The organism is Enterobacter roggenkampii, from assembly GCF_001729805.1.
In the GTDB taxonomy this organism is placed as follows: domain Bacteria; phylum Pseudomonadota; class Gammaproteobacteria; order Enterobacterales; family Enterobacteriaceae; genus Enterobacter; species Enterobacter roggenkampii.
In genome coordinates, this window is sequence record NZ_CP017184.1 from 319,670 (window position 1) to 343,213 (window position 23,544).

The 23,544-nt window shown below is 55.5% G+C and carries 24 protein-coding genes and 1 pseudogene; 20 read left to right on the top strand and 5 right to left on the bottom strand.

The window, feature by feature from the left end; all coding sequences use genetic code 11:
• Positions 1 to 43: 43 nt before the first annotated feature.
• From BFV67_RS01450 to BFV67_RS01465, 4 genes are all read left to right on the top strand, one after another.
• Positions 44 to 412 carry a diacylglycerol kinase gene (locus BFV67_RS01450; protein ID WP_008503365.1) on the top strand — a complete coding sequence of 123 codons (369 nt, stop codon included), beginning with the start codon at positions 44 to 46 and terminating at the stop codon, positions 410 to 412.
• Positions 413 to 520: 108 nt separating this feature from the next.
• Positions 521 to 1,129 (top strand): transcriptional repressor LexA, encoded by a 609-nt coding sequence (gene lexA, locus BFV67_RS01455; protein ID WP_008503366.1) that lies wholly within the window; start codon positions 521 to 523, stop codon positions 1,127 to 1,129.
• Positions 1,130 to 1,192: 63 nt separating this feature from the next.
• Complete coding sequence (dinF, locus tag BFV67_RS01460) at positions 1,193 to 2,530, top strand: MATE family efflux transporter DinF (protein ID WP_069597761.1); 1,338 nt, start codon at positions 1,193 to 1,195, stop codon at positions 2,528 to 2,530.
• Positions 2,531 to 2,650: 120 nt separating this feature from the next.
• Positions 2,651 to 2,860, top strand: coding sequence for a CsbD family protein (locus tag BFV67_RS01465; RefSeq protein WP_014830284.1), 210 nt, complete (start codon positions 2,651 to 2,653; stop codon positions 2,858 to 2,860).
• Between the two features lie 69 nt (positions 2,861 to 2,929).
• On the opposite strand, the gene zur is transcribed toward BFV67_RS01465, so the two are convergent.
• Complete coding sequence (gene zur, locus BFV67_RS01470; protein ID WP_008503369.1) at positions 2,930 to 3,442, bottom strand: zinc uptake transcriptional repressor Zur; 513 nt, start codon at positions 3,440 to 3,442, stop codon at positions 2,930 to 2,932.
• Between the two features lie 115 nt (positions 3,443 to 3,557).
• On the opposite strand from zur, the gene BFV67_RS01475 reads away from it, so the two are divergent.
• The 4 genes from BFV67_RS01475 to pspG all read left to right on the top strand — a co-directional run bounded on the left by BFV67_RS01475 (position 3,558) and on the right by pspG (position 6,986).
• Positions 3,558 to 4,046: a cupin domain-containing protein gene (locus BFV67_RS01475; protein WP_069597762.1), complete on the top strand. Its 489-nt coding sequence runs from the start codon at positions 3,558 to 3,560 to the stop codon at positions 4,044 to 4,046.
• Between the two features lie 172 nt (positions 4,047 to 4,218).
• Positions 4,219 to 5,529 (top strand): conjugal transfer protein TraF, encoded by a 1,311-nt coding sequence (locus tag BFV67_RS01480; protein ID WP_021242754.1) that lies wholly within the window; start codon positions 4,219 to 4,221, stop codon positions 5,527 to 5,529.
• Positions 5,530 to 5,611: 82 nt separating this feature from the next.
• Entirely contained in the window at positions 5,612 to 6,607 is a 996-nt protein-coding gene (gene dusA, locus BFV67_RS01485; RefSeq protein WP_023293522.1) for a tRNA dihydrouridine(20/20a) synthase DusA, read from the top strand.
• Between the two features lie 136 nt (positions 6,608 to 6,743).
• A complete protein-coding gene (pspG, locus tag BFV67_RS01490) occupies positions 6,744 to 6,986 on the top strand; it encodes an envelope stress response protein PspG (RefSeq protein WP_008503373.1) in 243 nt (80 codons plus the stop codon).
• Positions 6,987 to 7,170: 184 nt separating this feature from the next.
• Here pspG and BFV67_RS01495 read toward each other — a convergent pair whose 3' ends face one another.
• Positions 7,171 to 8,154: a quinone oxidoreductase gene (locus tag BFV67_RS01495; protein ID WP_008503374.1), complete on the bottom strand. Its 984-nt coding sequence runs from the start codon at positions 8,152 to 8,154 to the stop codon at positions 7,171 to 7,173.
• A 60-nt stretch (positions 8,155 to 8,214) separates the two neighbouring features.
• Here BFV67_RS01495 and dnaB point away from each other — a divergent pair, with 60 nt between their 5' ends.
• From dnaB to BFV67_RS01535, 8 genes and pseudogenes are all read left to right on the top strand, one after another.
• Entirely contained in the window at positions 8,215 to 9,627 is a 1,413-nt protein-coding gene (gene dnaB / locus BFV67_RS01500) for a replicative DNA helicase (RefSeq protein ID WP_008503375.1), read from the top strand.
• 16 nt (positions 9,628 to 9,643) lie between these two features.
• Positions 9,644 to 10,722 (top strand): annotated as a pseudogene (gene alr, locus BFV67_RS01505) (alanine racemase).
• 22 nt (positions 10,723 to 10,744) lie between these two features.
• Complete coding sequence (gene pnuC / locus BFV67_RS01510; protein WP_023293520.1) at positions 10,745 to 11,302, top strand: nicotinamide riboside transporter PnuC; 558 nt, start codon at positions 10,745 to 10,747, stop codon at positions 11,300 to 11,302.
• Positions 11,299 to 12,309, top strand: a complete 1,011-nt coding sequence (locus BFV67_RS01515; protein ID WP_032675779.1) for an AAA family ATPase — start codon at positions 11,299 to 11,301, stop codon at positions 12,307 to 12,309. Before pnuC ends, BFV67_RS01515 begins: the two co-directional genes overlap by 4 nt.
• A gap of 75 nt (positions 12,310 to 12,384) precedes the next feature.
• Positions 12,385 to 13,578 carry an aromatic amino acid transaminase gene (gene tyrB / locus BFV67_RS01520; protein ID WP_069597763.1) on the top strand — a complete coding sequence of 398 codons (1,194 nt, stop codon included), beginning with the start codon at positions 12,385 to 12,387 and terminating at the stop codon, positions 13,576 to 13,578.
• Between the two features lie 253 nt (positions 13,579 to 13,831).
• Positions 13,832 to 14,545: an acid phosphatase AphA gene (aphA, locus tag BFV67_RS01525; protein ID WP_023293517.1), complete on the top strand. Its 714-nt coding sequence runs from the start codon at positions 13,832 to 13,834 to the stop codon at positions 14,543 to 14,545.
• A 113-nt stretch (positions 14,546 to 14,658) separates the two neighbouring features.
• Positions 14,659 to 15,075 carry a secondary thiamine-phosphate synthase enzyme YjbQ gene (locus BFV67_RS01530; RefSeq protein ID WP_008503381.1) on the top strand — a complete coding sequence of 139 codons (417 nt, stop codon included), beginning with the start codon at positions 14,659 to 14,661 and terminating at the stop codon, positions 15,073 to 15,075.
• A gap of 2 nt (positions 15,076 to 15,077) precedes the next feature.
• Positions 15,078 to 15,431, top strand: a complete 354-nt coding sequence (locus BFV67_RS01535) for an MmcQ/YjbR family DNA-binding protein (RefSeq protein WP_008503382.1) — start codon at positions 15,078 to 15,080, stop codon at positions 15,429 to 15,431.
• A gap of 3 nt (positions 15,432 to 15,434) precedes the next feature.
• Here the strand turns inward: BFV67_RS01535 and uvrA are convergent, their stop codons facing one another.
• The gene (gene uvrA, locus BFV67_RS01540; protein WP_069597764.1) at positions 15,435 to 18,257 is read right to left on the bottom strand and encodes an excinuclease ABC subunit UvrA; all 2,823 of its coding nucleotides are present in this window, start codon (positions 18,255 to 18,257) and stop codon (positions 15,435 to 15,437) included.
• 251 nt (positions 18,258 to 18,508) lie between these two features.
• On the opposite strand from uvrA, the gene ssb1 reads away from it, so the two are divergent.
• Positions 18,509 to 19,033: a single-stranded DNA-binding protein SSB1 gene (ssb1, locus tag BFV67_RS01545; RefSeq protein ID WP_008503384.1), complete on the top strand. Its 525-nt coding sequence runs from the start codon at positions 18,509 to 18,511 to the stop codon at positions 19,031 to 19,033.
• A gap of 62 nt (positions 19,034 to 19,095) precedes the next feature.
• On the opposite strand, the gene BFV67_RS01550 is transcribed toward ssb1, so the two are convergent.
• A complete protein-coding gene (locus BFV67_RS01550; protein WP_008503385.1) occupies positions 19,096 to 19,377 on the bottom strand; it encodes a YjcB family protein in 282 nt (93 codons plus the stop codon).
• A gap of 635 nt (positions 19,378 to 20,012) precedes the next feature.
• Here BFV67_RS01550 and BFV67_RS01555 point away from each other — a divergent pair.
• On the top strand, positions 20,013 to 21,578 hold the full coding sequence (locus tag BFV67_RS01555) for an EAL domain-containing protein (RefSeq protein ID WP_023293514.1): 1,566 nt from the start codon (positions 20,013 to 20,015) through the stop codon (positions 21,576 to 21,578).
• Positions 21,579 to 21,584: 6 nt separating this feature from the next.
• Here the strand turns inward: BFV67_RS01555 and soxS are convergent, their stop codons facing one another.
• Complete coding sequence (soxS, locus tag BFV67_RS01560) at positions 21,585 to 21,911, bottom strand: superoxide response transcriptional regulator SoxS (RefSeq protein ID WP_008503387.1); 327 nt, start codon at positions 21,909 to 21,911, stop codon at positions 21,585 to 21,587.
• A 98-nt stretch (positions 21,912 to 22,009) separates the two neighbouring features.
• Between soxS and soxR the strand changes: the two genes are divergently transcribed.
• Both soxR and BFV67_RS01570 read left to right on the top strand, forming a co-directional pair.
• The gene (gene soxR, locus BFV67_RS01565) at positions 22,010 to 22,468 is read left to right on the top strand and encodes a redox-sensitive transcriptional activator SoxR (protein WP_008503388.1); all 459 of its coding nucleotides are present in this window, start codon (positions 22,010 to 22,012) and stop codon (positions 22,466 to 22,468) included.
• Positions 22,469 to 22,842: 374 nt separating this feature from the next.
• Entirely contained in the window at positions 22,843 to 23,514 is a 672-nt protein-coding gene (locus BFV67_RS01570) for a glutathione S-transferase family protein (RefSeq protein WP_008503389.1), read from the top strand.
• The last annotated feature ends 30 nt before the right edge of the window (positions 23,515 to 23,544 follow it).

The window sequence follows — 23,544 nt, forward strand, 5'->3', positions numbered from 1 at the left end:
CGCCTCATGTTAATGACGCTCTTTTTTAAAAAAGGTTCTTTTAATGGCCAATAATACCACTGGGTTAACGCGTATCATCAAAGCCGCCGGCTATTCATGGAAAGGTTTCCGTGCCGCATGGGTCAACGAAGCCGCTTTTCGCCAGGAGGGCGTCGCCGCAATCATCGCGGTGATCGTCGCCTGTTTCCTTGATGTTGATGCGATTACCCGCGTACTGCTTATCGGTTCCGTACTTCTGGTGATGATAGTGGAAATTCTTAATAGCGCTATTGAGGCCGTTGTTGATCGCATTGGTTCCGATTTCCATGAGCTTTCTGGCCGTGCAAAAGACATGGGCTCTGCTGCCGTGTTGCTGGCGATTATCACTGCCGTTATCACCTGGGTCACCCTGCTTTGGTCACATTTCCTATGAGCCTCGAGGAATAATTAAGTCCCTGGTTTTTTGTGCAGTTTTTGGTTCCAAAATCGCCTTTGACTGTATATACTCACAGCATAACTGTATATACACCCAGGGGGCGGAATGAAAGCGTTAACGACCAGGCAGCAAGAGGTGTTTGATCTCATTCGGGATCATATCGGCCAGACGGGTATGCCACCCACGCGTGCGGAAATCGCGCAGCGTCTGGGCTTCCGTTCTCCGAATGCTGCCGAGGAACACCTGAAAGCGCTGGCGCGTAAGGGTGTGATTGAGATTGTGTCAGGCGCGTCGCGTGGTATCCGCCTGCTGGTGGAAGAAGAGACGGGCATTCCGCTGATAGGGCGTGTTGCTGCAGGTGAGCCGCTGCTGGCACAACAGCATATTGAAGGTCACTACCAGGTCGATCCCGGCATGTTCAAACCGAGCGCTGATTTCCTGCTGCGCGTCAGCGGCATGTCGATGAAAGACATCGGCATTCTTGATGGCGATCTGCTTGCGGTGCATAAAACCCAGGACGTGCGAAACGGCCAGGTCGTGGTCGCACGCATTGATGACGAAGTGACCGTTAAGCGTCTGAAAAAGCAGGGTAACACTGTTCAGTTGCTGCCCGAAAACAGCGAGTTCACCCCGATTGTGGTCGACCTCCGCGAACAGAGCTTCTCTATTGAAGGTCTGGCGGTAGGCGTGATTCGCAACGGTGAATGGCTGTAATCTCTTCCTGACAGGCTATGGCACCGCTGTAGCCTGATTCATTCCCCACTCCCGGTATCTTTCATGTCACTGCTGACGGCATCCGATAAGGCATTGTGGCGTCTTGCTCTGCCGATGATTTTCTCCAATATTACCGTGCCCTTGCTGGGGCTGGTTGATACTGCCGTTATAGGCCATCTTGATTCACCGGTTTATCTTGGCGGCGTGGCGATTGGCGCGACGGCAACCAGCTTCCTGTTTATGCTGCTGCTCTTTTTGCGCATGAGTACCACCGGTCTTACCGCACAGGCTTATGGCGCGAAAGATCCGCTGCGTCTGGCGCGCGCACTGGTGCAGCCGCTGATCCTCGCGCTTGGCGCGGGTGCGTTAATCGTTGTATTGCGGGCCCCCCTGATCGATCTTGCGCTTCATATCGTCGGTGGCAGCGAAGCGGTACTGGCGCAGGCGCGACGGTTCCTGGAAATCCGCTGGCTCAGCGCACCCGCCTCGCTGGCAAACCTGGTTCTGCTGGGGTGGCTACTGGGCGTGCAGTACGCCCGCGCGCCCGTGATTTTGCTGGTGGTGGGTAACCTGCTCAACATTGTTCTGGACGTCTGGCTGGTCATGGGTCTGCATATGAACGTGCAGGGCGCGGCGCTGGCGACGGCGATTGCCGAATACGGGACCTTTATCATTGGCTTGTGGATGGTCCGGCGTGTGCTGGCCATGCGCGGGATCTCCCTGGCGCTGCTCAAAACCGCATGGCGCGGCAATATCCGTAAGCTGCTGGCGCTCAACCGTGACATCATGTTGCGCTCGCTTCTTCTTCAGCTCTGCTTCGGTGCGCTGACGGTTTTCGGGGCTCGACTGGGGCCGGAAATCGTTGCGGTGAATGCGGTATTGTTGACGCTTCTGACCTTTACCGCCTATGCGCTGGACGGATTTGCCTACGCGGTCGAAGCGCATTCCGGGCAGGCGTACGGCGCGCGCGAAAGCGGGCAGCTTCGGGAGGTGTGGCGGGCTGCCTGCCGTCAGTCGGGGCTGGTGGCGCTGGCCTTTGGTCTGGTTTACGCCTGCTTCGGTGAGCAAATCGTTGCATTGCTTACCTCTCTCCCTGCGCTGCGCGAGCTGGCGAGCCACTATCTCATCTGGCAAGTCGTCTTACCGGTGGTTGGCGTCTGGTGTTATCTGCTGGACGGCATGTTTATTGGGGCGACGCGCGGAGCCGAAATGCGCAACAGTATGGCTGTCGCGGCGGCCGGATTTGGCCTGACGCTGCTGACGCTCCCCTGGCTGGGTAATCATGGCCTGTGGCTGGCCCTGGCCGTCTTCCTCTCGCTGCGCGGGTTATCGCTGGCGTTTATCTGGCACCGGCACTGGCAAAACAATACCTGGTTTCCCTCGCGCTCCGATATATCGTGACGGTTAAAGATTCCGAATATGAAATTAACCACGGAATCCTTAACTACAATAATTATCACGTCCAGCAGAAAAGAACGTAACGGACGTTACGACCCGACGCTTAACGAAGAGGACACGATGATGAATAAAGACGAAATCGGCGGCAACTGGAAGCAGTTCAAAGGTAAAGCGAAAGAACAGTGGGGTAAGCTGACGGATGACGACATGACCGTCATCGAAGGTAAACGCGATCAGCTTGTCGGTAAAATCCAGGAGCGTTACGGCTACGCAAAAGACCAGGCGGAAAAAGAAGTGGGCGACTGGGAAAAACGCAACGACTACCGCTGGTAACCGGGCTACACCCGAAAGTATAAGGAAGTACACCCTGAGGGCGGCCATGAGCCGCCTTTTCTTTTGCCGCTAACGCGGCTTTTTCTTCACCAGGATAGAGTGGTCGTGCTGACACGCGTCCTGATGGCGACAGGCTTCCACCTCCACGCACGCGGAACAGAGCCCGTGCGCTTCAATCACGTTATGACGCAGGGCAAAGCCCATTTTCGCTGCCAGCGTATGCATAATATCTTCCACGCCTTCCGCAGCCTCTTCTTTCACCACGCCGCAGCGGTCACAGATAAACATCGCCGATGTGTGGGTGGGCTGATCGAACAGATGGCATAGCACATAGCTGTTGGTGGATTCCACCTTGTGCACGAACCCTTGTTCAAGCAGGAAATCCAGCGCGCGATAGACCGTCGGCGGCTTTGCCTGCGGCTCGCTTTCGCGGAGTAGATCCAGCAGATCGTAGGCGCTGATGGCACCCTGCTGCAGGCTCATCAGACGTAATACTTCAAGGCGCTGCGGAGTCAGGCGCACATTGCGTTGCGCACACAGCTTTTCGGCCTGCGCTAACAGCTCTTTTGTGGACTTATCCATGTAGCACCCCGGATGTTATAGGACGGAAAACCTTCACTTTATCATGTTCTGCTAAAAACACCGAGATCCGCCAGTCTGTGCTATACCTGACCCATCGAAAACCGGGAGAACCAGAATGAAAAGACCTGACTGCATTCGACACTGGCGCGACGTGGAAGGCGCGGATGACTCGACCTACCCCGACAGCGATGAGCTGTTTTCCATTGGTGCTCCGCTGGCTCGCAAGCTTGGGCTCGGGCGTATTGGCATCCATCATGAGCGCCTGCCGCCTGGGCGCAGAACGTCCTATCCGCATGCGGAGAGCGACGAAGAAGAGTTTGTTTACGTGCTCGAAGGCTACCCTGAAGCCTGGATTAACGGCTACTTGTGGAAGCTGGAGCCTGGCGACAGCGTAGGTTTTCCCGCCGGAACCGGCATCTGTCATACCTTTATCAACAACACGGACGATGAGGTTCAGCTCCTGGTCGTTGGCGAGGCCAACAAGAAGCACAACCGTATCTACTACCCGCTCAACCCCGTGTATGCCGCCACGCGGGAAGATCGCTGGGTAGATCATCCCCCGCAGTTTTTTGGGCCGCATGATGGAAAACCTGGGAAAAAATAATTTCCTCTTCTATAAATATTGAGGGCCGTCACAAAATATAACAGGCCGTAAGGGAGTTTTACTTAGGGAAAGAAATAGCGGGTCTTTTACTACTTATTCACAGCAATAGTTCGTTCCTGTTTGGGTGATAACAGACAGGGGTTATTTCATAACAGACTATAACGGGCATACTGTGAAAAAAAATTTTAAATTTTCGGTGGTTAGCATTGCTGTCTCCTTGTTTATGGCAAATCAGGCGGGAGCAGCCAATACCTGGACAGAATCACGCAGCGACGCAATGGGTGGCACCGGCGTGGCTTCGGGGAGCTATGGTAGTGGGGCGTTAATCAACCCCGCGCTGCTGGCAAAGGCAAAGCCGGACGATGATGTGACGGTCATATTGCCTTCGGTTGGCGCGCAAATCACGGATGAAGACAATCTTCAGGACGAGATTGATAACATCAACGACAAAATTAATCACTACAAGGATGTGGTTGATAATCTCACGCCACGAGAAATTATCACCAATCCATTAGGTTCCATTAATCAATTCCAGGGCGCGGCCAAAGATCTGGCCGATGAGTTGGACTATCTCAAAGGCAAAACCGCACGCGCAACGGCAGGGGCAGGGCTTGCGGTGAGTATCCCTAACGATGTCCTTTCGGTAGCCTTCATGGCGAAAGGCTATGCCCATGGCCGGGTGAGCTCGTCTATCGATCAGCAAGATATTGATTACCTTCGCCGTATTCAACGAAGCAATGTCGTGGCTGCCGGTGTCGCGCTGGACGCTGCGCTGAATGGTACGGATCAGATCACCAAAAACCTCAACTCAACGGCATCCGGCCGGGCGGCGATAGTCTCCGATTACGGTGTTGCTGTTGCCCGTCAGTTCGATCTGGGTGGCGTCCCGGTTTCCGTGGGGGTTACGCCAAAACTGCAAAAAACCTGGGTCTATAACTACACCACGTCAATCTACGATTACGACAGTAACAAGTGGAACGACAGCCGCTACCGCACTGACGATACGGGCTTCAACGTGGATGCCGGTATTGCGGCCGATTTCGGCGAACACTGGACCGTGGGCGTGAGCGGACAAAACCTGATGTCGCGTGATATCGACACCAAAGACATCCGTATTCGCAACGGCCGTACGGGAGAAGTGGTGAGCTATAAAGACACCTACCAGATCCGTCCGCTGGTGACCGCCGGTGCTGCCTGGCACAACGACCTGGTGACGCTGACCGCCGATGGCGATCTGACCGAAACCAAAGGCTTCAAGAGCGAAGATACGTCGCAATACGTGGGTGTCGGTGCCGAGGTGACGCCGCTGAGCTGGCTGGCGGTGCGTGCGGGTTATCGTGCCGACGTGAAGGGTAACGACAGCAATGTCTTTACCGGCGGTGTCGGTTTCGCGCCGTTTAGCACCGTGCATGTTGACCTGATGGGCCTGTACGGTGAAGACGAAACCTGGGGCGCAGGGGCTCAGCTGAGCATGACGTTCTAAAGTCCACCGGAGGCGCTGCGCCTCCGGCTTTTCTTTGTGCTATAGTAGCGCCCCTTTTCCACCAGATGCTTAAAACTTCGCCATGTCGTCAGAATTACAGACCGCTTTCCCTGCACACCGTTTTTCCATTGCGCCGATGCTCGACTGGACGGACAGACACTGCCGCTATTTCCTGCGCCAGCTCTCCCGCCATACGCTGCTGTACACCGAAATGGTGACCACAGGCGCAATCATTCACGGCAAGGGCGACTATCTGGCCTATAGCGAAGAAGAGCATCCGGTTGCCCTGCAGCTGGGCGGCAGCGATCCGGCCGCCCTGGCGCAGTGCGCGAAGCTGGCTGAAGCGCGCGGCTACGACGAGATCAACCTCAACGTTGGCTGCCCGTCCGATCGCGTGCAAAACGGCATGTTCGGCGCCTGCCTGATGGGGAACGCGCAGCTGGTGGCGGACTGTATCAAGGCGATGCGCGACGTCGTTTCCATTCCGGTGACGGTCAAAACCCGCATCGGCATTGACGACCAGGACAGCTACGAATTCCTGTGCGATTTCATCAATACGGTCTCCGGCAAGGGCGAATGCGAGATGTTCATCATCCATGCGCGAAAAGCCTGGCTCTCCGGCCTGAGCCCGAAAGAGAACCGTGAAATCCCGCCGCTGGACTACCCGCGCGTGTATCAGCTGAAGCGTGACTTCCCTCACCTGACCATGTCCATTAACGGCGGCATCAAGTCGCTGGAAGAGGCCAAAGCGCATCTTGAACATATGGATGGGGTGATGGTCGGGCGCGAGGCGTATCAGAACCCGGGCATTCTGGCGACGGTCGATCGCGAAATCTTTGGCATCGAAGGTGCAGACACCGATCCGGTTGGCGTCGTGCGTGCGATGTATCCTTACATTGAACGCGAGCTGAGCAACGGTACGTATCTCGGCCATATCACTCGCCATATGCTTGGGCTGTTCCAGGGCATTCCGGGCGCGCGTCAGTGGCGTCGCTACCTGAGCGAAAACGCCCATAAAGCCGGGGCCGATATTGAGGTGCTGGAACATGCGTTGCGCCTGGTGGCGGACAAGCGATAACTTTCGCTAAAAGTTCGTCAAATTCACCACGCCCTGCGAATTCTCGCGGGGCGTTTTGCTTTAAGAACAACACGTTATGTCTGGCATGATTCTTGTAATGTTTGCTGCATCATTCGGGAACTCGTGGGAGAGCACCATGCTGGAACTACTTTTTGTGATTGGCTTTTTTGTCATGCTGTTAGCAACGGGCATTTCGCTGCTCGGCATTCTGGCGGCTATCGTGGTGGCGACGGTCGTCATGTTTATTGGCGGATTGTTTGCCCTGACGATCAAACTGCTGCCGTGGTTACTGCTGGCCGTGGCGGTGGTATGGGTGATACGGGCGATTAAATCGCCAAAAGTGCCCAGTTATCAGCGCAATAACCGCTTCCGTTACTAAGGTATTGAGGGGTTCGTCACAGAGTTGTAACTTTTCCGGCAGCCTGGCTTAGAACAGAATAGGATTTACTTATCGAATCTGTCACTATGACTGCCGTTAAAGAATTCATCGCGCTGTACCCTACATACAGCCGAACTAAAAAAAGAAAGGGCTTCCCACGGGAAGCCCAATTTCTTTTTGGGGCTCAGGGAATCAACAAGCTCGATCCCTGCGTTGCCCGGCTCTCCAGCACCTCATGCGCGCGCTGCGCGTCGGCTAGCGGGTATTTCTGCGCTTCTGCCACATCCACCTTAATGACGCCGCTGGCGATCAGCGAGAACAGCTCGTTGCTGGCTTCCTCAAGTTCTTCCCGGTTGGTGATGTAGCCTTGCAGGGAAGGGCGCGTGACGTACAGCGAGCCTTTCTGGTTAAGGATGCCCAGATTCACGCCGGTGACAGCACCTGACGCATTCCCGAAGCTCACCATCAGCCCACGACGCTGCAGGCAGTCCAGCGACGCTTCCCAGGTATCTTTCCCTACCGAGTCATACACCACGCGCACCTTTTTGCCGCTGGTGATCTCCTTCAGCCGTTCGACAATGCTCTCTTCACGGTAGTTAATCACCTGCCAGGCGCCCGCCTGCAGCGCGCGCTGGGCTTTTTGGGCATTGCCCACGGTGCCGATCAGTTTTGCGCCCAGCGCTTTTGCCCACTGACAGGCGATGAGTCCGACGCCACCCGCCGCGGCATGAAACAGGAACTGCTCGTCGGGTTTAATTTCATAGGTTTTGCGCAGCAGGTAGTAAACGGTTAAACCTTTCAGAAAGGAGGCCGCCGCCTGCTCAAAGGAGATGGCGTTGGGCAGCAGGGCGGCTTTATCCGCCGGGACGTTGTGGACGGAGCTGTAAGCGCCCAGCGGAGATTGCGCGTACACCACGCGGTCGCCTTCTTTAATATGCTTAACCGCGCTGCCCACTTTGACGACGACGCCGGCCGCCTCGGTGCCCAGTCCACTCGGCATCGACGGAGGCGGGTAGAGCCCGCCGCGAATATAGGTGTCGATGTAGTTTATGCCGATGGCTTTGTTTTCAACCTGCACTTCGTTTTCGCCAGGCGCGGTGGGGGTGAACTCCACCGCGTTGAGTACGTCAGGGCCACCATGCTTGTGAAATTCAATACGTGTTGCCATGCTTCCTCCAGAATGTGGTAATCTTTCGACCCACTCTTTATCTCGGTAACTCCATTCACTATGGCAGGAAACAAACCCTTCAACAAACAGACTGAACCTCGCGAGCGTGATTTCCAGGTCGCAGGGTTAAAAGTCCCGCCGCACTCGATTGAAGCGGAACAGTCGGTGTTGGGCGGTTTAATGCTGGATAACGAGCGCTGGGACGACGTCGCCGAGCGCGTGGTGTCTGAGGATTTCTACACCCGTCCGCACCGTCATATCTTTACCGAAATGGCGCGCCTGCAGGAGTCGGGTAGCCCGATTGACCTGATCACGCTCGCGGAATCGCTGGAGCGTCAGGGACAGCTGGACAGCGTCGGCGGGTTTGCCTATCTGGCAGAACTGTCAAAAAACACGCCAAGTGCGGCGAACATCAGCGCTTATGCTGACATCGTGCGTGAACGCGCCGTTGTCCGCGAGATGATCTCGGTGGCGAATGAGATCGCCGAAGCGGGTTTTGATCCGCAGGGTCGCACCAGTGAAGACCTGCTCGACCTTGCCGAGTCTCGCGTCTTCAAAATCGCCGAAAGCCGCGCCAACAAAGACGAAGGCCCCAAAAATATCGCCGACGTCCTCGACGCCACCGTTGCCCGTATCGAACAGCTGTTCCAGCAGCCGCACGACGGTGTGACCGGGGTGAACACCGGCTATGACGATCTCAACAAGAAAACCGCCGGTCTGCAGCCGTCGGATTTGATTATCGTCGCCGCGCGTCCGTCGATGGGTAAAACGACATTTGCGATGAACCTCGTCGAAAATGCGGCGATGTTGCAGGATAAGCCGGTACTGATTTTCAGCCTTGAGATGCCCTCAGAGCAGATCATGATGCGTTCTCTGGCATCGCTGTCGCGCGTGGACCAGACCCGCATCCGTACCGGTCAGCTCGACGATGAGGACTGGGCGCGCATCTCCGGCACCATGGGCATTCTGCTGGAAAAACGTAACATCTATATTGATGACTCCTCCGGCCTGACGCCGACGGAAGTCCGTTCCCGCGCGCGTCGTATCGCCCGCGAACACGGCGGTATCGGCCTTATCATGATCGACTACCTTCAGCTGATGCGCGTCCCGTCGCTCTCCGACAACCGTACGCTGGAGATCGCCGAAATTTCCCGCTCGCTCAAGGCGTTAGCCAAAGAGCTGCACGTGCCGGTGGTGGCGCTGTCGCAGCTTAACCGCTCTCTGGAACAACGTGCCGACAAACGTCCGGTCAACTCCGACCTGCGTGAATCCGGCTCGATCGAGCAGGATGCCGACTTAATCATGTTTATCTACCGTGATGAGGTTTATCACGAGAACAGCGACCTGAAAGGGATCGCCGAAATTATTATTGGTAAACAACGTAACGGCCCGATCGGGACGGTGCGTCTGACCTTTAACGGCCAGTGGTCGCGTTTCGACAACTATGCCGGTCCTCAATATGATGATGAGTAATTTCTAAGGAATTCAAATGCAAGCGGCAACTGTTGTCATTAACCGCCGCGCTCTGCGACACAACCTGCAACGTCTGCGTGAACTGGCACCCGCCAGCAAGCTCGTTGCAGTCGTGAAAGCGAACGCTTACGGACACGGTCTTCTTGAGACCGCGCGAACGCTCCCCGATGCCGACGCCTTTGGCGTCGCCCGTCTTGAAGAAGCCCTCCGCCTGCGCGCGGGGGGATTACCCAGCCGATTCTGCTCCTCGAAGGCTTTTTCGAAGCCGCCGATCTGCCAACTATCGCGGATCAGCATCTGCACACGGCGGTACACAACGAAGAACAGCTGGCCGCGCTGGAAACCGCTGAGCTGAGCGAGCCGGTGACCGTGTGGATGAAGCTTGATACGGGCATGCACCGTCTGGGCGTACGTCCGGAAAGCGCCGAAGCGTTTTATCAGCGTTTATGCCGGTGCAAAAACGTGCGCCAGCCGGTGAATATTGTCAGCCACTTCGCCCGTGCCGATGAGCCCGAGTGCGGTGCGACCGAGCGACAGCTGGATATCTTTAATACCTTCTGCGAAGGCAAGCCGGGGATGCGCTCGATCGCCGCATCCGGCGGTATTCTGCTGTGGCCGCAGTCGCATTTCGACTGGGCGCGACCGGGCATCATTCTTTACGGCGTGTCGCCGCTGGAGAATAAACCCTGGGGACCGGACATGGGTTTCCAGCCAGTCATGTCTCTGGTGTCTACTCTGATTGCCGTGCGTGAACACAAAGCCGGTGAACCGGTGGGCTATGGTGGCACCTGGACCAGCGAGCGCGACACGCGTCTCGGCGTGGTGGCGATGGGCTACGGCGACGGCTATCCGCGCGCTGCACCAACGGGTACGCCGGTGCTGGTTAACGGTCGCGAGGTGAAGATCGTTGGCCGCGTGGCGATGGACATGATTTGCGTCGATCTGGGGCCAGAAGCGCAGGATAAACCCGGCGACGATGTGGTGATGTGGGGGGAAGGTTTACCCGTTGAACGTATTGCTGAAATCACTAAAGTGAGTGCTTACGAACTTATCACCCGCCTGACGTCGCGGGTGGCGATGAAGTACCTCGACTAACATTTCATTCCAGGGAAGGATAATGTCCCCTTCAGAAATCGCTGCATGTCTGGCCTATGCTCTCTCCGTCTGGCTGGCCGCCAGAAACAATATCCATACGTGGTGGATAGGCATCATCGGTAGCGGGCTTTATGCCTGGGTCTTCTATTCTGTGCAGCTTTATGCTGACGTTACCCTTCAGTTCTTTTTCATCATAACGAGCATAACCGGCTGGCTGCATTGGCTTAAAGGCAATCATGGAGAGGTCTTGCCTGTTCGTCGTACCAGACCGGGTCATTTTTTTATGCTTTTAGCCTGCGCCGTAAGCGTAGCAGCGGCGTACGGGTGGATATTGCATCTCTATACCAATGCATGGGCCCCCTGGCTGGACTCCATCATTTTGACATTCAGCATTCTTGCTCAGTTTATGTTGATGGGACGGCGTCTGGAAAACTGGTACATCTGGCTTGCCGTTAACACGCTGGCAGTACCGCTGTACGCGACGAGAGAACTGTACCTGACCGCCGGTTTATATCTGGTGTTTTGGTTTAATGCGTGGCACGGACTGTATCAGTGGCGCAAGGAGATCCGTGCGCAATGACGCTGTATGCCAACGGCCTGGTGGTAGGCAAATTCGCACCATTACATGCAGGCCATGAAGCGCTTATCAATACGGCACTTGAGCAGTGCGAGACGGTCTGTATCATCAGCTATTCGTCGCCGGAAATACGCGGTTACGAACCTGAAAAGCGGCTTAACTGGTTAACAACGCGCTTTCCGCAATGTCGCCACCTCGTGCTTTCGCCGCATGTGTTGGCTGCATATAGCCTTGCGCCACCGCCACCGAATGACGCTGATGACGATCTTCACCGGCATTATGTTGCAACGCTGTGTGAGGACATTTTGCACTGTCAGCCAGAGGCGGTATTTACTGCCGAAGACTATGGAGACGGGTTTGCTGCTGTCCTGAGCCAGCGTTTCGGACGACCGGTTGCGCACGTGCGTCTCCAGCGTCAACGGGGACCAGAGGCCCCTTCGGGAACGCTCATCCGTTCTGATGTTCATCGTTATCGTAAGATGATGTCCCCAGAGGTGTACCGCAGCTTTGTTTTTCGTATCTGCTTATTAGGTGGAGAATCGACGGGCAAAAGCACGTTAGCAAAGGCTCTGGCGCAGACGCTAAACGTTCCGTACGTTGCAGAGTATGGCCGTGAACACTGGGAAGCGAAGAACGGTATCCTGGATCGGGAGGATTTGCTGCATATTGCCCGCGAGCAAGTACGTCGGGAAGCATTAGCCTGCACGGCGCCTTATCTGGTCTGTGATACCTCACCTTTAACGACCCTGTTTTACGCACTCGATCAGTTTGGCAGCGCGCCGCAGGCGTTAAAGGAGTTAGCTGAACGAGACTATGCACTGGTCGTACTTTGCGGAGATGAATTTCCGTTTGTGCAGGATGGCACCCGGCAGGGCGAGGCGTTTCGCCACCGACAGCAAGTATGGTATGAAGCAGAGCTGTCGGCACGAAATATTCCTTTTCTGCGCGTGCGGGGCTCACTGCCTGAGCGAATCGATCACATTTGCCGATATATCCAGGGACCGATCTGATATCGCTCTCGACCTTCATCTGCTTCCGGTTTATTGTTGAAATCCCTGCCTCATCGAATTCCGGAGAACCATCGCGTGTTTCAGAAAGTTGACGCCTATGCCGGCGACCCTATCCTCTCCTTAATGGAGCGTTTCAAAGAAGATCCTCGCAGCGACAAAGTGAACCTCAGCATCGGTCTGTATTACAACGAGGAGGGCATTATTCCTCAATTAAAAGCCGTTGCCGAAGCCGAAGCGCGTCTGAACGCGGTTCCACACGGCGCGTCTCTGTATCTGCCGATGGAAGGGCTAAACGCTTATCGCAACACCATTGCACCGCTGCTGTTCGGCGCCGATCACGCTGTGCTCGCGCAAAAACGCGTGGCGACTATCCAGACGCTGGGCGGCTCGGGTGCGCTGAAAGTGGGTGCAGACTTCCTGAAAAAATACTTCCCGGATTCAGGCGTATGGGTCAGCGACCCGACGTGGGAAAACCACGTTGCGATCTTCGAGGGCGCGGGCTTTAAGGTGGCGACCTATCCGTGGTTCGACAGCGAAACGAACGGCGTGCGCGTTGACGCGCTGCTGGAAAAGCTGAACACGCTGCCAGCGCGCAGTATTGTGCTGCTGCACCCATGCTGCCATAACCCAACCGGGGCGGATCTCACCCATGCCCAGTGGGATGCGGTGATCGAGGTGCTGAAGACCCGCGACCTAATCCCGTTCCTCGACATTGCCTATCAGGGCTTTGGCGCAGGTATGGAAGAAGACGCCTATGCCATCCGCGCCGCTGCCAGCGCGGGGCTGCCTGTTCTGGTGAGTAACTCCTTCTCTAAAATCTTCTCCCTGTACGGTGAACGCGTTGGTGGCCTGTCCGTGGTGTGTGAAGACGCCGAAGCGGCGGGCCGCGTGCTGGGCCAGCTGAAAGCGACGGTGCGCCGTATCTACTCCAGCCCGCCAAACTTTGGTGCTCAGGTGGTGGCGACGGTTCTCGGTGACGAAACGCTGAAAGCGTCCTGGCTTGCCGAAGTGGAAGCGATGCGTAAGCGCATCCTTTCGATGCGTCAGGCGCTGGTTAACGTCCTGAAAGAGGCTGTGCCAGGGCATAACTTTGATTATCTGCTCAAGCAGTGCGGGATGTTCAGCTATACCGGACTGAGCGCGGCACAGGTCGATCGCCTGCGCGAAGAGTTCGGTGTCTACCTGATCGCCAGCGGCCGTATGTGCGTGGCGGGCCTGAATGCCAGCAACTTTCAACGCGTGGCGCAGGCGTTTGCAGCTGTGATGTAAGTACTCACTACTTATTATCGCCCTCTCCCTGTGGGAGAGGGCATCAGGCCGCAGAAAATCTTGCCCGGTGGCGGCTGCGCCTGCGCCTTACCGGGCCTACATCACTCATCCACACTTTGTGATCGTCTTCTTTTTATTCCGCTTCATAAGCAAAAACTCCTTCCCTTCACCTTCCGCTGGGGTTAAGGTCGGATAGTTTTTTGACCATTCACTCAAAATAAAACGATAACAAGCTGAATATTCAGGGGAAAATATGCGCAAGATCACACTGGCGCTCAGCGCCGCCTGCTTATTGTTCTCACTTAATAGCGCCGTCGTCGCACGTGCCTCGGCGCCGACGCCGCTTTACACCGGCACCACCGCCGCCATGCTTGCCGAACAGGCGCCCATTCACTGGGTCTCCGTGGCCCAAATCGAAAACAGCCTGATGGGACGCGCGCCAATGGCCGTGGGCTTCGACATTGACGATACCGTGCTGTTCTCAAGCCCTGGCTTCTGGCGCGGCAAAAAAATGTATTCACCGGACAGCGAAGCGTATCTGAAGAATCCGGAGTTCTGGGAAAAAATGAATAACGGCTGGGACGATTACAGCATCCCGAAAGAGGTCGCCCGGGCGCTTATTGCTATGCACGTTAAGCGCGGTGACAGCATTTACTTCGTTACCGGCCGTAGCCAGACCAAAACGGAAACCGTCTCCAGAACACTGCAGGACGATTTCCAGATCCCGGCTGCCAATATGAATCCGGTCATTTTTGCGGGTGACAAAGAGGGGCAAAACACCAAAATCCAGTGGCTGGAAAAGAAAAACATCAAAGTGTTTTATGGCGATTCGGATAACGACATTACCGCCGCGCAGGATGCAGGTGCCAGAGGGATCAGGGTGTTACGCGCGTCTAACTCGACCTATCGACCGCTGCCGATGGCCGGAAAGTTTGGTGAAGAGGTGATCGTCAACTCGGAGTATTAAGCCTCTGGCAGCGAGTTTGACTCTTTTTTAATCAAATCTCGCTGCTGCGGGTTTTACCTTTCGCCTTCTTGCTGCACACTTAGAAAGATTCATTTTTCATTACGGAGCAGCAGATGTGGTACCAACAGACCCTGACCTTAAGCGCTAAACCACGCGGTTTTCACCTGGTGACGGATGAAGTCATCGGGCAGCTCCGCGACCTGTCGCGGGTCAAAACGGGTTTGCTGCATCTGCTGCTTCAGCACACGTCAGCCTCTCTCACGCTGAATGAAAATTGCGATCCCACCGTCCGGTCTGACATGGAGCGTCATTTTCTGAAGAGCGTCCCGGACAACGCGCCCTACGAGCATGACTATGAGGGGGCGGACGATATGCCTTCGCATATCAAATCTTCCCTGCTGGGCGTATCGCTGATGCTGCCGGTCCACAACGGACGGCTGCTGTTGGGCACGTGGCAGGGGATCTGGCTGGGAGAGCATCGCATTCACGGTGGTTCGCGTAAAATTATCGCCACGCTACAAGGGGAATAAAGATGACAATTTCGGAGATACTTCAGTACTGCATGAGCAAGCCCGGCGCGGAGCAGAGCGTCCATAGCGACTGGAAAGCCACGCAGGTTAAGGTGGGGGATGTGCTGTTTGCGATGGTGAAAGAGGTGGAGGGCCGTCCGGCGGCGTCGCTGAAAACCAGCCCTGAACTGGCGGATTTACTGCGTCAGCAGCATGATGACGTGAGGCCGAGCCAGCACCTCAATAAGGCGCACTGGAGCACCGTCTATCTGGATGGATCGATTCCAGGCTCGCAAATTTACTACCTGGTGGACGCGTCCTATCAGCAGGCGGTTGAGCTGCTGCCGGAAACGACCCGACAGCAACTCTCCGTGTGACAATTACAGCAACGGTTTAAGGAAGCGCGCGGTGTGCGAGGCTTCGCACTCTGCAACGGTCTCTGGCGTACCGGAGACGAGGATTTCACCGCCGCCGCTGCCGCCTTCCGGGCCAAGATCGACAATCCAGTCCGCGGTTTTAATCACGTCCAGGTTATGCTCGATGACCACGATGGTGTTGCCCTGATCGCGCAGCTGATGCAGCACGTCCAGCAGCTGCTGGATGTCGGCAAAGTGCAGACCGGTGGTCGGCTCATCCAGGATATACAGCGTCTGGCCGGTACCGCGTTTTGACAGCTCGCGCGCCAGCTTCACGCGCTGCGCTTCACCGCCGGACAGCGTCGTGGCGGACTGCCCCAGACGAATGTAGGTCAGGCCGACGTCCATCAGCGTCTGCAGCTTACGCGCCAGCGCGGGAACGGCGTCAAAGAACTCGCGCGCCTCTTCGATGGTCATATCCAGCACTTCGTGAATGGTCTTGCCTTTGTACTTAATCTCCAGCGTTTCGCGGTTATAGCGCTTGCCTTTGCACTGGTCGCACGGCACGTAGATATCCGGCAGGAAGTGCATCTCAACCTTGATCACGCCGTCGCCCTGGCAGGCTTCACAGCGGCCGCCGCGCACGTTAAAGCTGAAACGTCCCGGCGTGTAGCCACGTGAACGCGCTTCCGGCACACCGGCAAACAGTTCACGTACGGGCGTGAAAACACCGGTATAGGTTGCCGGGTTAGAGCGTGGCGTACGGCCAATCGGGCTCTGGTCGATATCGATAACCTTATCGAAATGTTCCAGCCCCTGAATGTCACGGTACGGTGCAGGTTCGGCCAGCGTCGCGCCGTTCAGCGCCGTCTGCGCAATCGGGAACAGCGTATCGTTGATCAGCGTCGATTTACCGGAACCGGACACGCCGGTGATACAGGTAAACAGGCCCACCGGCAGCGTCAGGGTAACGTCTTTCAGGTTGTTGCCGCGCGCGCCGGTCAGCTTCAGCACTTTTCCCGGGTTCGCCGCCACGCGCTGTTTTGGTACTTCAATCTTGCGCTTGCCGCTCATGTACTGGCCGGTCAGCGACTCGGGCACCGCCATAATGTCCTTCAGCGTGCCTTCCGCCACCACCTGGCCGCCGTGCACGCCAGCGCCCGGGCCGATGTCGATCACGTGGTCTGCGGCGCGGATCGCGTCTTCGTCGTGCTCGACCACAATCACCGTGTTGCCGAGGTTACGCAGGTGGACCAGGGTGCCGAGCAGACGTTCGTTATCGCGCTGGTGCAGGCCGATGGACGGCTCATCGAGCACGTACATCACGCCCACCAGGCCCGCACCAATCTGGCTCGCCAGACGAATACGCTGGGCTTCACCGCCGGAGAGCGTTTCTGCCGAGCGTGAAAGCGTCAGGTAGTTCAGGCCGACGTTCACCAGGAACTTCAGGCGATCGCCAATCTCTTTCAAGACTTTTTCGGCAATTTTGGCGCGCTGGCCGGACAGCTTCAGGTTATTGAAGAAGTCCATCGCGTGGCCGATGCTCATGTCTGAGATGGTCGGCAGCGCCGTATTTTCCACAAACACGTGGCGCGCTTCGCGACGCAGGCGCGTGCCCTCGCAGGTGGCGCAGGAGCGGTTGCTGATGAACTTCGCCAGCTCCTCGCGCACCGCGCTGGATTCGGTCTCTTTGTAGCGGCGCTCCATATTGTGCAGCACCCCTTCGAACGGGTGGCGACGCACGGAGGTATCGCCGCGATCGTTCATATACTTGAACTCGATGTTCTCTTTGCCAGAACCGAACAGGATCACTTTGTGTACGTTCGGGCTCAGGCTCGCCCACGGCGCTTCCACGTCGAACTTGTAGTGCTCCGCCAGCGACTTCAGCATCTGGAAGTAATAGAAGTTACGCTTGTCCCAGCCGCGAATGGCGCCACCCGCCAGCGACAGCTCCGGATTCTGGATCACGCGGTCCGGGTCGAAATACTGCTGGACGCCCAGACCGTCACACGTCGGGCAGGCGCCCGCCGGGTTGTTAAACGAGAACAGGCGCGGTTCCAGCTCGCGCATGCTGTAGCCGCAAATCGGGCAGGCAAAGTTGGCGGAGAAGAGCAGCTCTTCCGCCTGCGGGTCGTCCATGTCGGAAACCACGGCCGTGCCGCCGGAGAGCTCCAGCGCCGTTTCAAACGATTCTGCGAGACGCGTGGCGAGATCGTCACGCACCTTAAAGCGGTCAATCACCACCTCGATGGTGTGCTTCTTCTGCAGTTCCAGCTTGGGTGGGTCGGACAGGTCACACACCTCGCCGTCAATACGGGCGCGGATATAGCCCTGGCTTGCCAGGTTCTCCAGCGTTTTGGTGTGTTCGCCCTTACGCTCTTTAATGATTGGCGCCAGCAGCATCAGGCGTTTGCCTTCCGGCTGAGACAGCACGTTATCCACCATCTGGCTCACGGTCTGTGCCGCCAGCGGGACGTCGTGGTCCGGGCAGCGCGGCTCACCCACGCGGGCATACAGCAGACGCAGGTAGTCATGAATTTCAGTAATGGTACCGACCGTGGAGCGCGGGTTATGCGACGTGGACTTCTGCTCGATAGAGATAGCAGGAGACAACCCTTCAATGTGGTCGACATCCGGTTTTTCCATCAGCGACAGGAACTGACGCGCGTACGCCGAGAGCGATTCAACGTAACGGCGCTGTCCTTCGGCATACAGAGTGTCGAAAGCCAGTGAGGATTTGCCAGACCCCGAAAGCCCGGTCACGACAATGAGTTTGTCGCGAGGGATTATGAGGTTGATATTCTTGAGATTGTGGGTGCGGGCGCCCCGAACTTCGATCTTATCCATTCACCTTTCCCGGTTGGAACACGGATTGCCTGGTTTGTTTGAAGGACAAACGGCTGTCAGAAACGGCTAATTATGACACAATTTGACCTGTTTGAATATACAGTATTGGAATGCATTTTCTGACGGACTGTGTAACAATGTTATGTTCGCACGAGAACTCTGGAATCCATCTCGCAGCTATCAAAATGCAGCGTGGAAATGGTACACTCGCGCGTTTACACTATTAAGAAACGTATTCAGGAGACACGAACATGGCCAGCAGAGGCGTAAACAAGGTGATTCTCGTCGGTAATCTGGGCCAGGACCCGGAAGTACGCTACATGCCGAGTGGTGGCGCAGTTGCCAACATTACGCTGGCTACTTCCGAATCCTGGCGTGATAAAGCGACCGGTGAGATGAAAGAGCAGACCGAATGGCACCGCGTTGTGCTGTTTGGCAAACTGGCAGAAGTGGCCGGTGAGTATCTGCGTAAAGGTTCTCAGGTCTATATCGAAGGCCAGCTGCGTACCCGCAAATGGACCGATCAGTCCGGTGCTGAGAAGTACACCACTGAAGTCGTGGTTAACGTCGGCGGCACCATGCAGATGCTGGGTGGCCGTCAGGGCGGTGGCGCACCAGCAGGTGGCGGCCAGCAGCAGGGCGGTTGGGGTCAGCCTCAGCAGCCACAGGGCGGCAACCAGTTCAGCGGCGGCGCGCAGTCTCGTCCGCAGCAGCAGTCTGCTCCGGCGCCGTCTAACGAACCGCCAATGGATTTCGACGACGACATTCCGTTCTGATTTGTGCGTCCTTCAAACAAAAAACCCAGACATCGTCTGGGTTTTTTTATTCCATAAAGGGATCAGGTAATCACCATTGGCCAGTCTGGTGGCGTGTGACTCATCGCTTCAACCATCACCACTTTGATATTTTCCCAGACGGCGGCGATATCCAGCAGGGTAATGCCAAGCAGCCCCGTTGCAAACCAACATGCTGCACCCAGCCCCAACAGCGTGCTGATGACAGCGAGACCCGCGTAGTCAGATTTACGAAACTGAATGTTCAGCGTGCTGGCCAAAAACATCAGTACCGCACTCAACAAAGGCCAGCGCAGGAGAACCATGCTGGTAGTAATGGTTGCCATAAACCCATCCTCTACAAAACAGACGACCTGAATGAAACGGTGTTTCTCGTTACAGAATATGTGTGAACTATATCACATTTGTTGATTTATTCGCCAGTGTCTGTGCGATCAAAAAACGGTTTTTATTCCTCAGGTAAAGAGTGTGTGCAGGCTGGCCCTGCCTTCGGCGCGCGAGGAGGCGCCCTCCAGCGTGCCGGAAACGTCCATCGGGCTAGTGGTGATACCTCAAATTCGGTTTTTATAAGAGGGGCTCAGTCGAATCATAAAATAGTGCGGCGAAGACTGATTATTTATAAATCAACGCACACAATGCCCCACAGTAAATAGCATAAAACGTCATGATAAAGGTGCGCTTTTTTCATGCTGCCAGAAGTTTGGCTTAATCAACGATCGTCTGTTGTGTTATCTTCCCTCCGTCCTCGAGGGCTGGATAATTATTTTCCTTAATTGAAACGGAACGAATACTTACAGTTTCACTTACGGGAAAATATTATCGTCATAACGAAATTTAAGATTTTTAATACGAAAAGTCAGTTGCTAACTTCGCATGATTCATGCAACGTAATCACCTGTTTAACACAGCATCCGGCCTTCATTACTACAGGCGTACAACATGCAGGGATATAGGGCGGGAAATGAATCGTAGCGCGCGGCGCAAGATGCTCAGGGTGGTAGGGATCATCATGGTAGTTATGCTGCCGGTGATGCTTGCGCTATGGTTTGCCCAGCTAAGAGCCGTGTCTGAAACAAGCGCCCAGCTACGGACATTTGCTGAACTGGCTTTAGACAAAACTGAGCTGGTTATACAACAGGTTGATCTGGCCCGGGACGAGGCAGAAAAATATCGGGGCGAGCTCTGTACCCCGGGACACCGTCAATATATGTTGAACGTTGTTCGTGGTCGCCTGTTTGTTGCCGATTTAATTTATGCTGAAGGTCAGAATTTTCTTTGTTCGACCGTTTTTACACCGGATCAACCCTACGCCATACCCGTCGCTAATTACACGCGAAAACCTGACGTCGCTATCTATTATTATCGCGACACCCCATTTTATACTGGCTATAAAATGACATATATGCAGCGCGGAAATTATGTAGTGGTCGTTAATCCACTTTCATACAGCGAAGTCATGTCCGCGGATCATTCTCTCTCGTGGGGGGTATACGACACGGTAACCAATGCTTTCTTTTCCGTCAGTCAGAAAGCCAACGTTTCGTTATTAAATTCGCTGATTCGGGATAAGGAATCGGTATTTCAAAAAGATAACCGCTTTTATACGATCGTCACATCCCCTAAAAGACCGATTGCGGCCATCGTGTCGACATCGAATAAACGCTTTTATGAAACGCTTTATCATCAGGCGACATTAACGCTGCCGCTGGGCATGATCTGCAGCATTATTATTTTGCTGGTCTGGTCCCGTACTCATCGTGAGCTTAATTCGCCGGGGCGTTTACTGCACCGGGCGCTGAACAAACGCCAGCTTTGCGTGCACTATCAACCGATTATTGATATTAAGAACAACCGGTGTGTCGGCGCGGAGGCGTTGTTACGCTGGCCGGGTTTTAACGGTCAGGTGATGAGCCCGGCTGAGTTTATTCCGCTGGCTGAAAATGAGGGGATGAGCGAGCGGATTACGGATTACGTCGTTGAGGAAGTGTTCAGCGATTTGGGCCATTTCCTGGCCGAGCATCCGCATCTCTATATTTCGATTAACCTGTCGGCCACGGATTTCCACTCCTCGCGGCTGATCGCCATGATTTCTGAGAAGGCTCGCCACTACGCCGTCCGCGCGCAGCAAATCAAAATTGAAGTGACGGAACGCGGTTTTATCGATGTGCCTAAAACCACGCCGGTGATTCAGGCTTTCCGTCAGGCGGGGTATGAAGTGGCGATCGATGATTTCGGTACCGGCTATTCGAACCTGCACAACCTCTACTCGCTGAACGTCGATATTCTGAAAATCGATAAATCGTTTATCGATACCTTAACGACCAACAGCACCAGCCACCTGATCGCCGAGCATATTATCGAGATGGCGCAAAGCCTGCGGCTGAAAACCATTGCGGAAGGGGTCGAGACGGCAGAGCAGGTGAGCTGGCTGTTGAAGCGCGGCGTCCAGTTTTGTCAGGGATGGCACTTCGCGAAAGCGATGCCGCCCCAGGAATTTATGACCTGGCAGCAGCAACCTTTGCACTGAGAGTAATTAATTCAACTGGTGGCGATAGTCGCTCGGCGTGCGGTCAAACTCGCGGCGAAACACGCGGGAAAAGGTTTGTTGCGACACATAGCCAAGATCCATCGCGATATCAAAAATCGGCCGCTGCGTTGAGCGTAGCGCCTGCGCCGCCAGCAGCAGCCTGCGCTGACGAATGTACTCACCCAGCGTCTGGTGCATGACCGTGCGGAACATTCTCTGTAAATACCATTTCGAATAGCCCGACTTTTTCGCGACCACATCAATGTTCAACGGTTGGTCGATATGATCGTCAATCCATTCAATAAGCGTCTGAATAATCTGCTGATGCGACATAAGGTTGCCCCTCTGTAGATACAACTTTCTCGGTTGATTCGTCGTTTTCTCTGCGGGTGAGTATAATTCCTCAAGTTAACTTGAGGTAAAGAGGTTTTATGGAAAAGAGATTGCCGCGCATTAAAGCGCTGTTAACCCCCGGCGAAGTGGCAAAGCGAAGCGGCGTTGCGGTATCGGCGCTCCACTTCTATGAAAGCAAAGGGTTAATTAAAAGCATCCGCAACGGCGGCAACCAGCGTCGCTATACCCGCGACGTGCTCCGCTACGTGGCGATTATCAAAATTGCGCAACGAATCGGCATTCCCCTGGCTACCATTGGCGAGGCATTTGGCGTGCTGCCGGAAGGGCATACGCTGAGCCCGAAAGAGTGGAAAGAGCTTTCATCCCAGTGGCGAGAAGAGCTGGACAGGCGTATCCATACGCTGGTCGCGCTGCGTGATGAGCTGGACGGTTGTATCGGCTGCGGCTGCCTGTCGCGCAGCGACTGCCCGTTGCGTAACCCCGGCGACAAACTGGGCGAGCAGGGGACGGGAGCGCGGTTGCTGGAAGAGGATTGAGCGTGCGTGTAGCCCATTCGCCGGGTGGCGCTTCGCTTACCCGGCCTACCAAACCGTCAAATGTAGGCCGGGTAAGGCGCAGCCGCCACCCGGCAAAACCCCACATACATAAAGAACTAAAGCGCCACAAAGGGCGCTTTAGTTTTTCCCGGTCTTTGTCTTTCTCTCTATCCCGCTGGTTCACGGGAGGGTTTCCCCCGACGTCAGCACCCCTCATGTCGAGCTGGTTGGGGAGGTTCCGGATTGTGCTGACACTTTAATTCTATGCAAGACCCGTTTTTTCGCCAGCGTCGCTGACCGGTTTTTAGCCGAATTTTTTTCGCGGTGTTGTTCGATTTTCTATAGTTAAAAAGTATGAATAACAGGAGAAAACCATGCTCACGGTACACCACCTTAACCAGTCGCGCTCGCACCGCGTGATCTGGGCGCTGGAAGAACTCGGTCTGCCTTATGAGATCGTTCACTATCAGCGCGAAAAGAACATGCTTGCGCCGGAGGCTCTCAAAAAGGTGCATCCGTTGGGCAAATCGCCGGTCATCGAAGATAACGGGCTGATCCTCGCGGAGTCTGGCGCCATTCTGGAGTATCTGCAGGAAACATACGATGCCGAGTCGCGGCTTAAGCCTTTAGATCCGGCGCATAAGGTGCAGTATCGCTTCTGGCTGCACTACGCGGAAGGATCGCTGATGCCGCTGCTGCTAATGAAGCTGGTCTTCAGCAGTCTCGGCAAGCCGCCGGTGCCGTTTGGTATCCGAACCCTGGGCAAAGCGCTTGGGCAGGGGGTGCAGAAAGCGTACCTTAACCGCCAACTGGAAACCCATGCGCGCTTTATTGAGTCGCACCTTGCTAAAAACAGCTGGTTTGCCGGGGATTCGCTCAGCATGGCCGACATTCAAATGAGCTTCCCGATCTTTGCCCTGCTGGCGCGCGGCGGTATCGACAACCTGCCGCATAGTCAGGCATGGAAAACGAAAGTTGAAAACAGCCCCGGCTGGCAACGAACCCTGGCACAAGGGGGACCGTTATCCATTCCGGGTGAGGATTGAAATGTAAACAAATTGCGCATGGACGATAAC

Bases quoted from the DNA above. Each gene is read 5' to 3' on its own strand.
- BFV67_RS01465 (WP_014830284.1), top strand. From the start codon at position 2,651: ATGAATAAAGACGAAATCGGCGGCAACTGGAAGCAGTTCAAAGGTAAA.
- dinF (WP_069597761.1), top strand. From the start codon at position 1,193: ATGTCACTGCTGACGGCATCCGATAAGGCATTGTGGCGTCTTGCTCTG.
- BFV67_RS01530 (WP_008503381.1), top strand. From the start codon at position 14,659: ATGTGGTACCAACAGACCCTGACCTTAAGCGCTAAACCACGCGGTTTT.
- pnuC (WP_023293520.1), top strand. From the start codon at position 10,745: ATGTCCCCTTCAGAAATCGCTGCATGTCTGGCCTATGCTCTCTCCGTC.
- soxR (WP_008503388.1), top strand. From the start codon at position 22,010: ATGGAAAAGAGATTGCCGCGCATTAAAGCGCTGTTAACCCCCGGCGAA.
- ssb1 (WP_008503384.1), top strand. From the start codon at position 18,509: ATGGCCAGCAGAGGCGTAAACAAGGTGATTCTCGTCGGTAATCTGGGC.
- BFV67_RS01495 (WP_008503374.1), bottom strand. From the start codon at position 8,154: ATGGCAACACGTATTGAATTTCACAAGCATGGTGGCCCTGACGTACTC.
- BFV67_RS01450 (WP_008503365.1), top strand. From the start codon at position 44: ATGGCCAATAATACCACTGGGTTAACGCGTATCATCAAAGCCGCCGGC.
- dnaB (WP_008503375.1), top strand. From the start codon at position 8,215: ATGGCAGGAAACAAACCCTTCAACAAACAGACTGAACCTCGCGAGCGT.
- BFV67_RS01475 (WP_069597762.1), top strand. From the start codon at position 3,558: ATGAAAAGACCTGACTGCATTCGACACTGGCGCGACGTGGAAGGCGCG.
- BFV67_RS01550 (WP_008503385.1), bottom strand. From the start codon at position 19,377: ATGGCAACCATTACTACCAGCATGGTTCTCCTGCGCTGGCCTTTGTTG.
- pspG (WP_008503373.1), top strand. From the start codon at position 6,744: ATGCTGGAACTACTTTTTGTGATTGGCTTTTTTGTCATGCTGTTAGCA.
- BFV67_RS01570 (WP_008503389.1), top strand. From the start codon at position 22,843: ATGCTCACGGTACACCACCTTAACCAGTCGCGCTCGCACCGCGTGATC.
- dusA (WP_023293522.1), top strand. From the start codon at position 5,612: ATGTCGTCAGAATTACAGACCGCTTTCCCTGCACACCGTTTTTCCATT.
- uvrA (WP_069597764.1), bottom strand. From the start codon at position 18,257: ATGGATAAGATCGAAGTTCGGGGCGCCCGCACCCACAATCTCAAGAAT.
- BFV67_RS01535 (WP_008503382.1), top strand. From the start codon at position 15,078: ATGACAATTTCGGAGATACTTCAGTACTGCATGAGCAAGCCCGGCGCG.
- aphA (WP_023293517.1), top strand. From the start codon at position 13,832: ATGCGCAAGATCACACTGGCGCTCAGCGCCGCCTGCTTATTGTTCTCA.
- soxS (WP_008503387.1), bottom strand. From the start codon at position 21,911: ATGTCGCATCAGCAGATTATTCAGACGCTTATTGAATGGATTGACGAT.
- lexA (WP_008503366.1), top strand. From the start codon at position 521: ATGAAAGCGTTAACGACCAGGCAGCAAGAGGTGTTTGATCTCATTCGG.
- BFV67_RS01515 (WP_032675779.1), top strand. From the start codon at position 11,299: ATGACGCTGTATGCCAACGGCCTGGTGGTAGGCAAATTCGCACCATTA.
- BFV67_RS01555 (WP_023293514.1), top strand. From the start codon at position 20,013: ATGAATCGTAGCGCGCGGCGCAAGATGCTCAGGGTGGTAGGGATCATC.
- zur (WP_008503369.1), bottom strand. From the start codon at position 3,442: ATGGATAAGTCCACAAAAGAGCTGTTAGCGCAGGCCGAAAAGCTGTGT.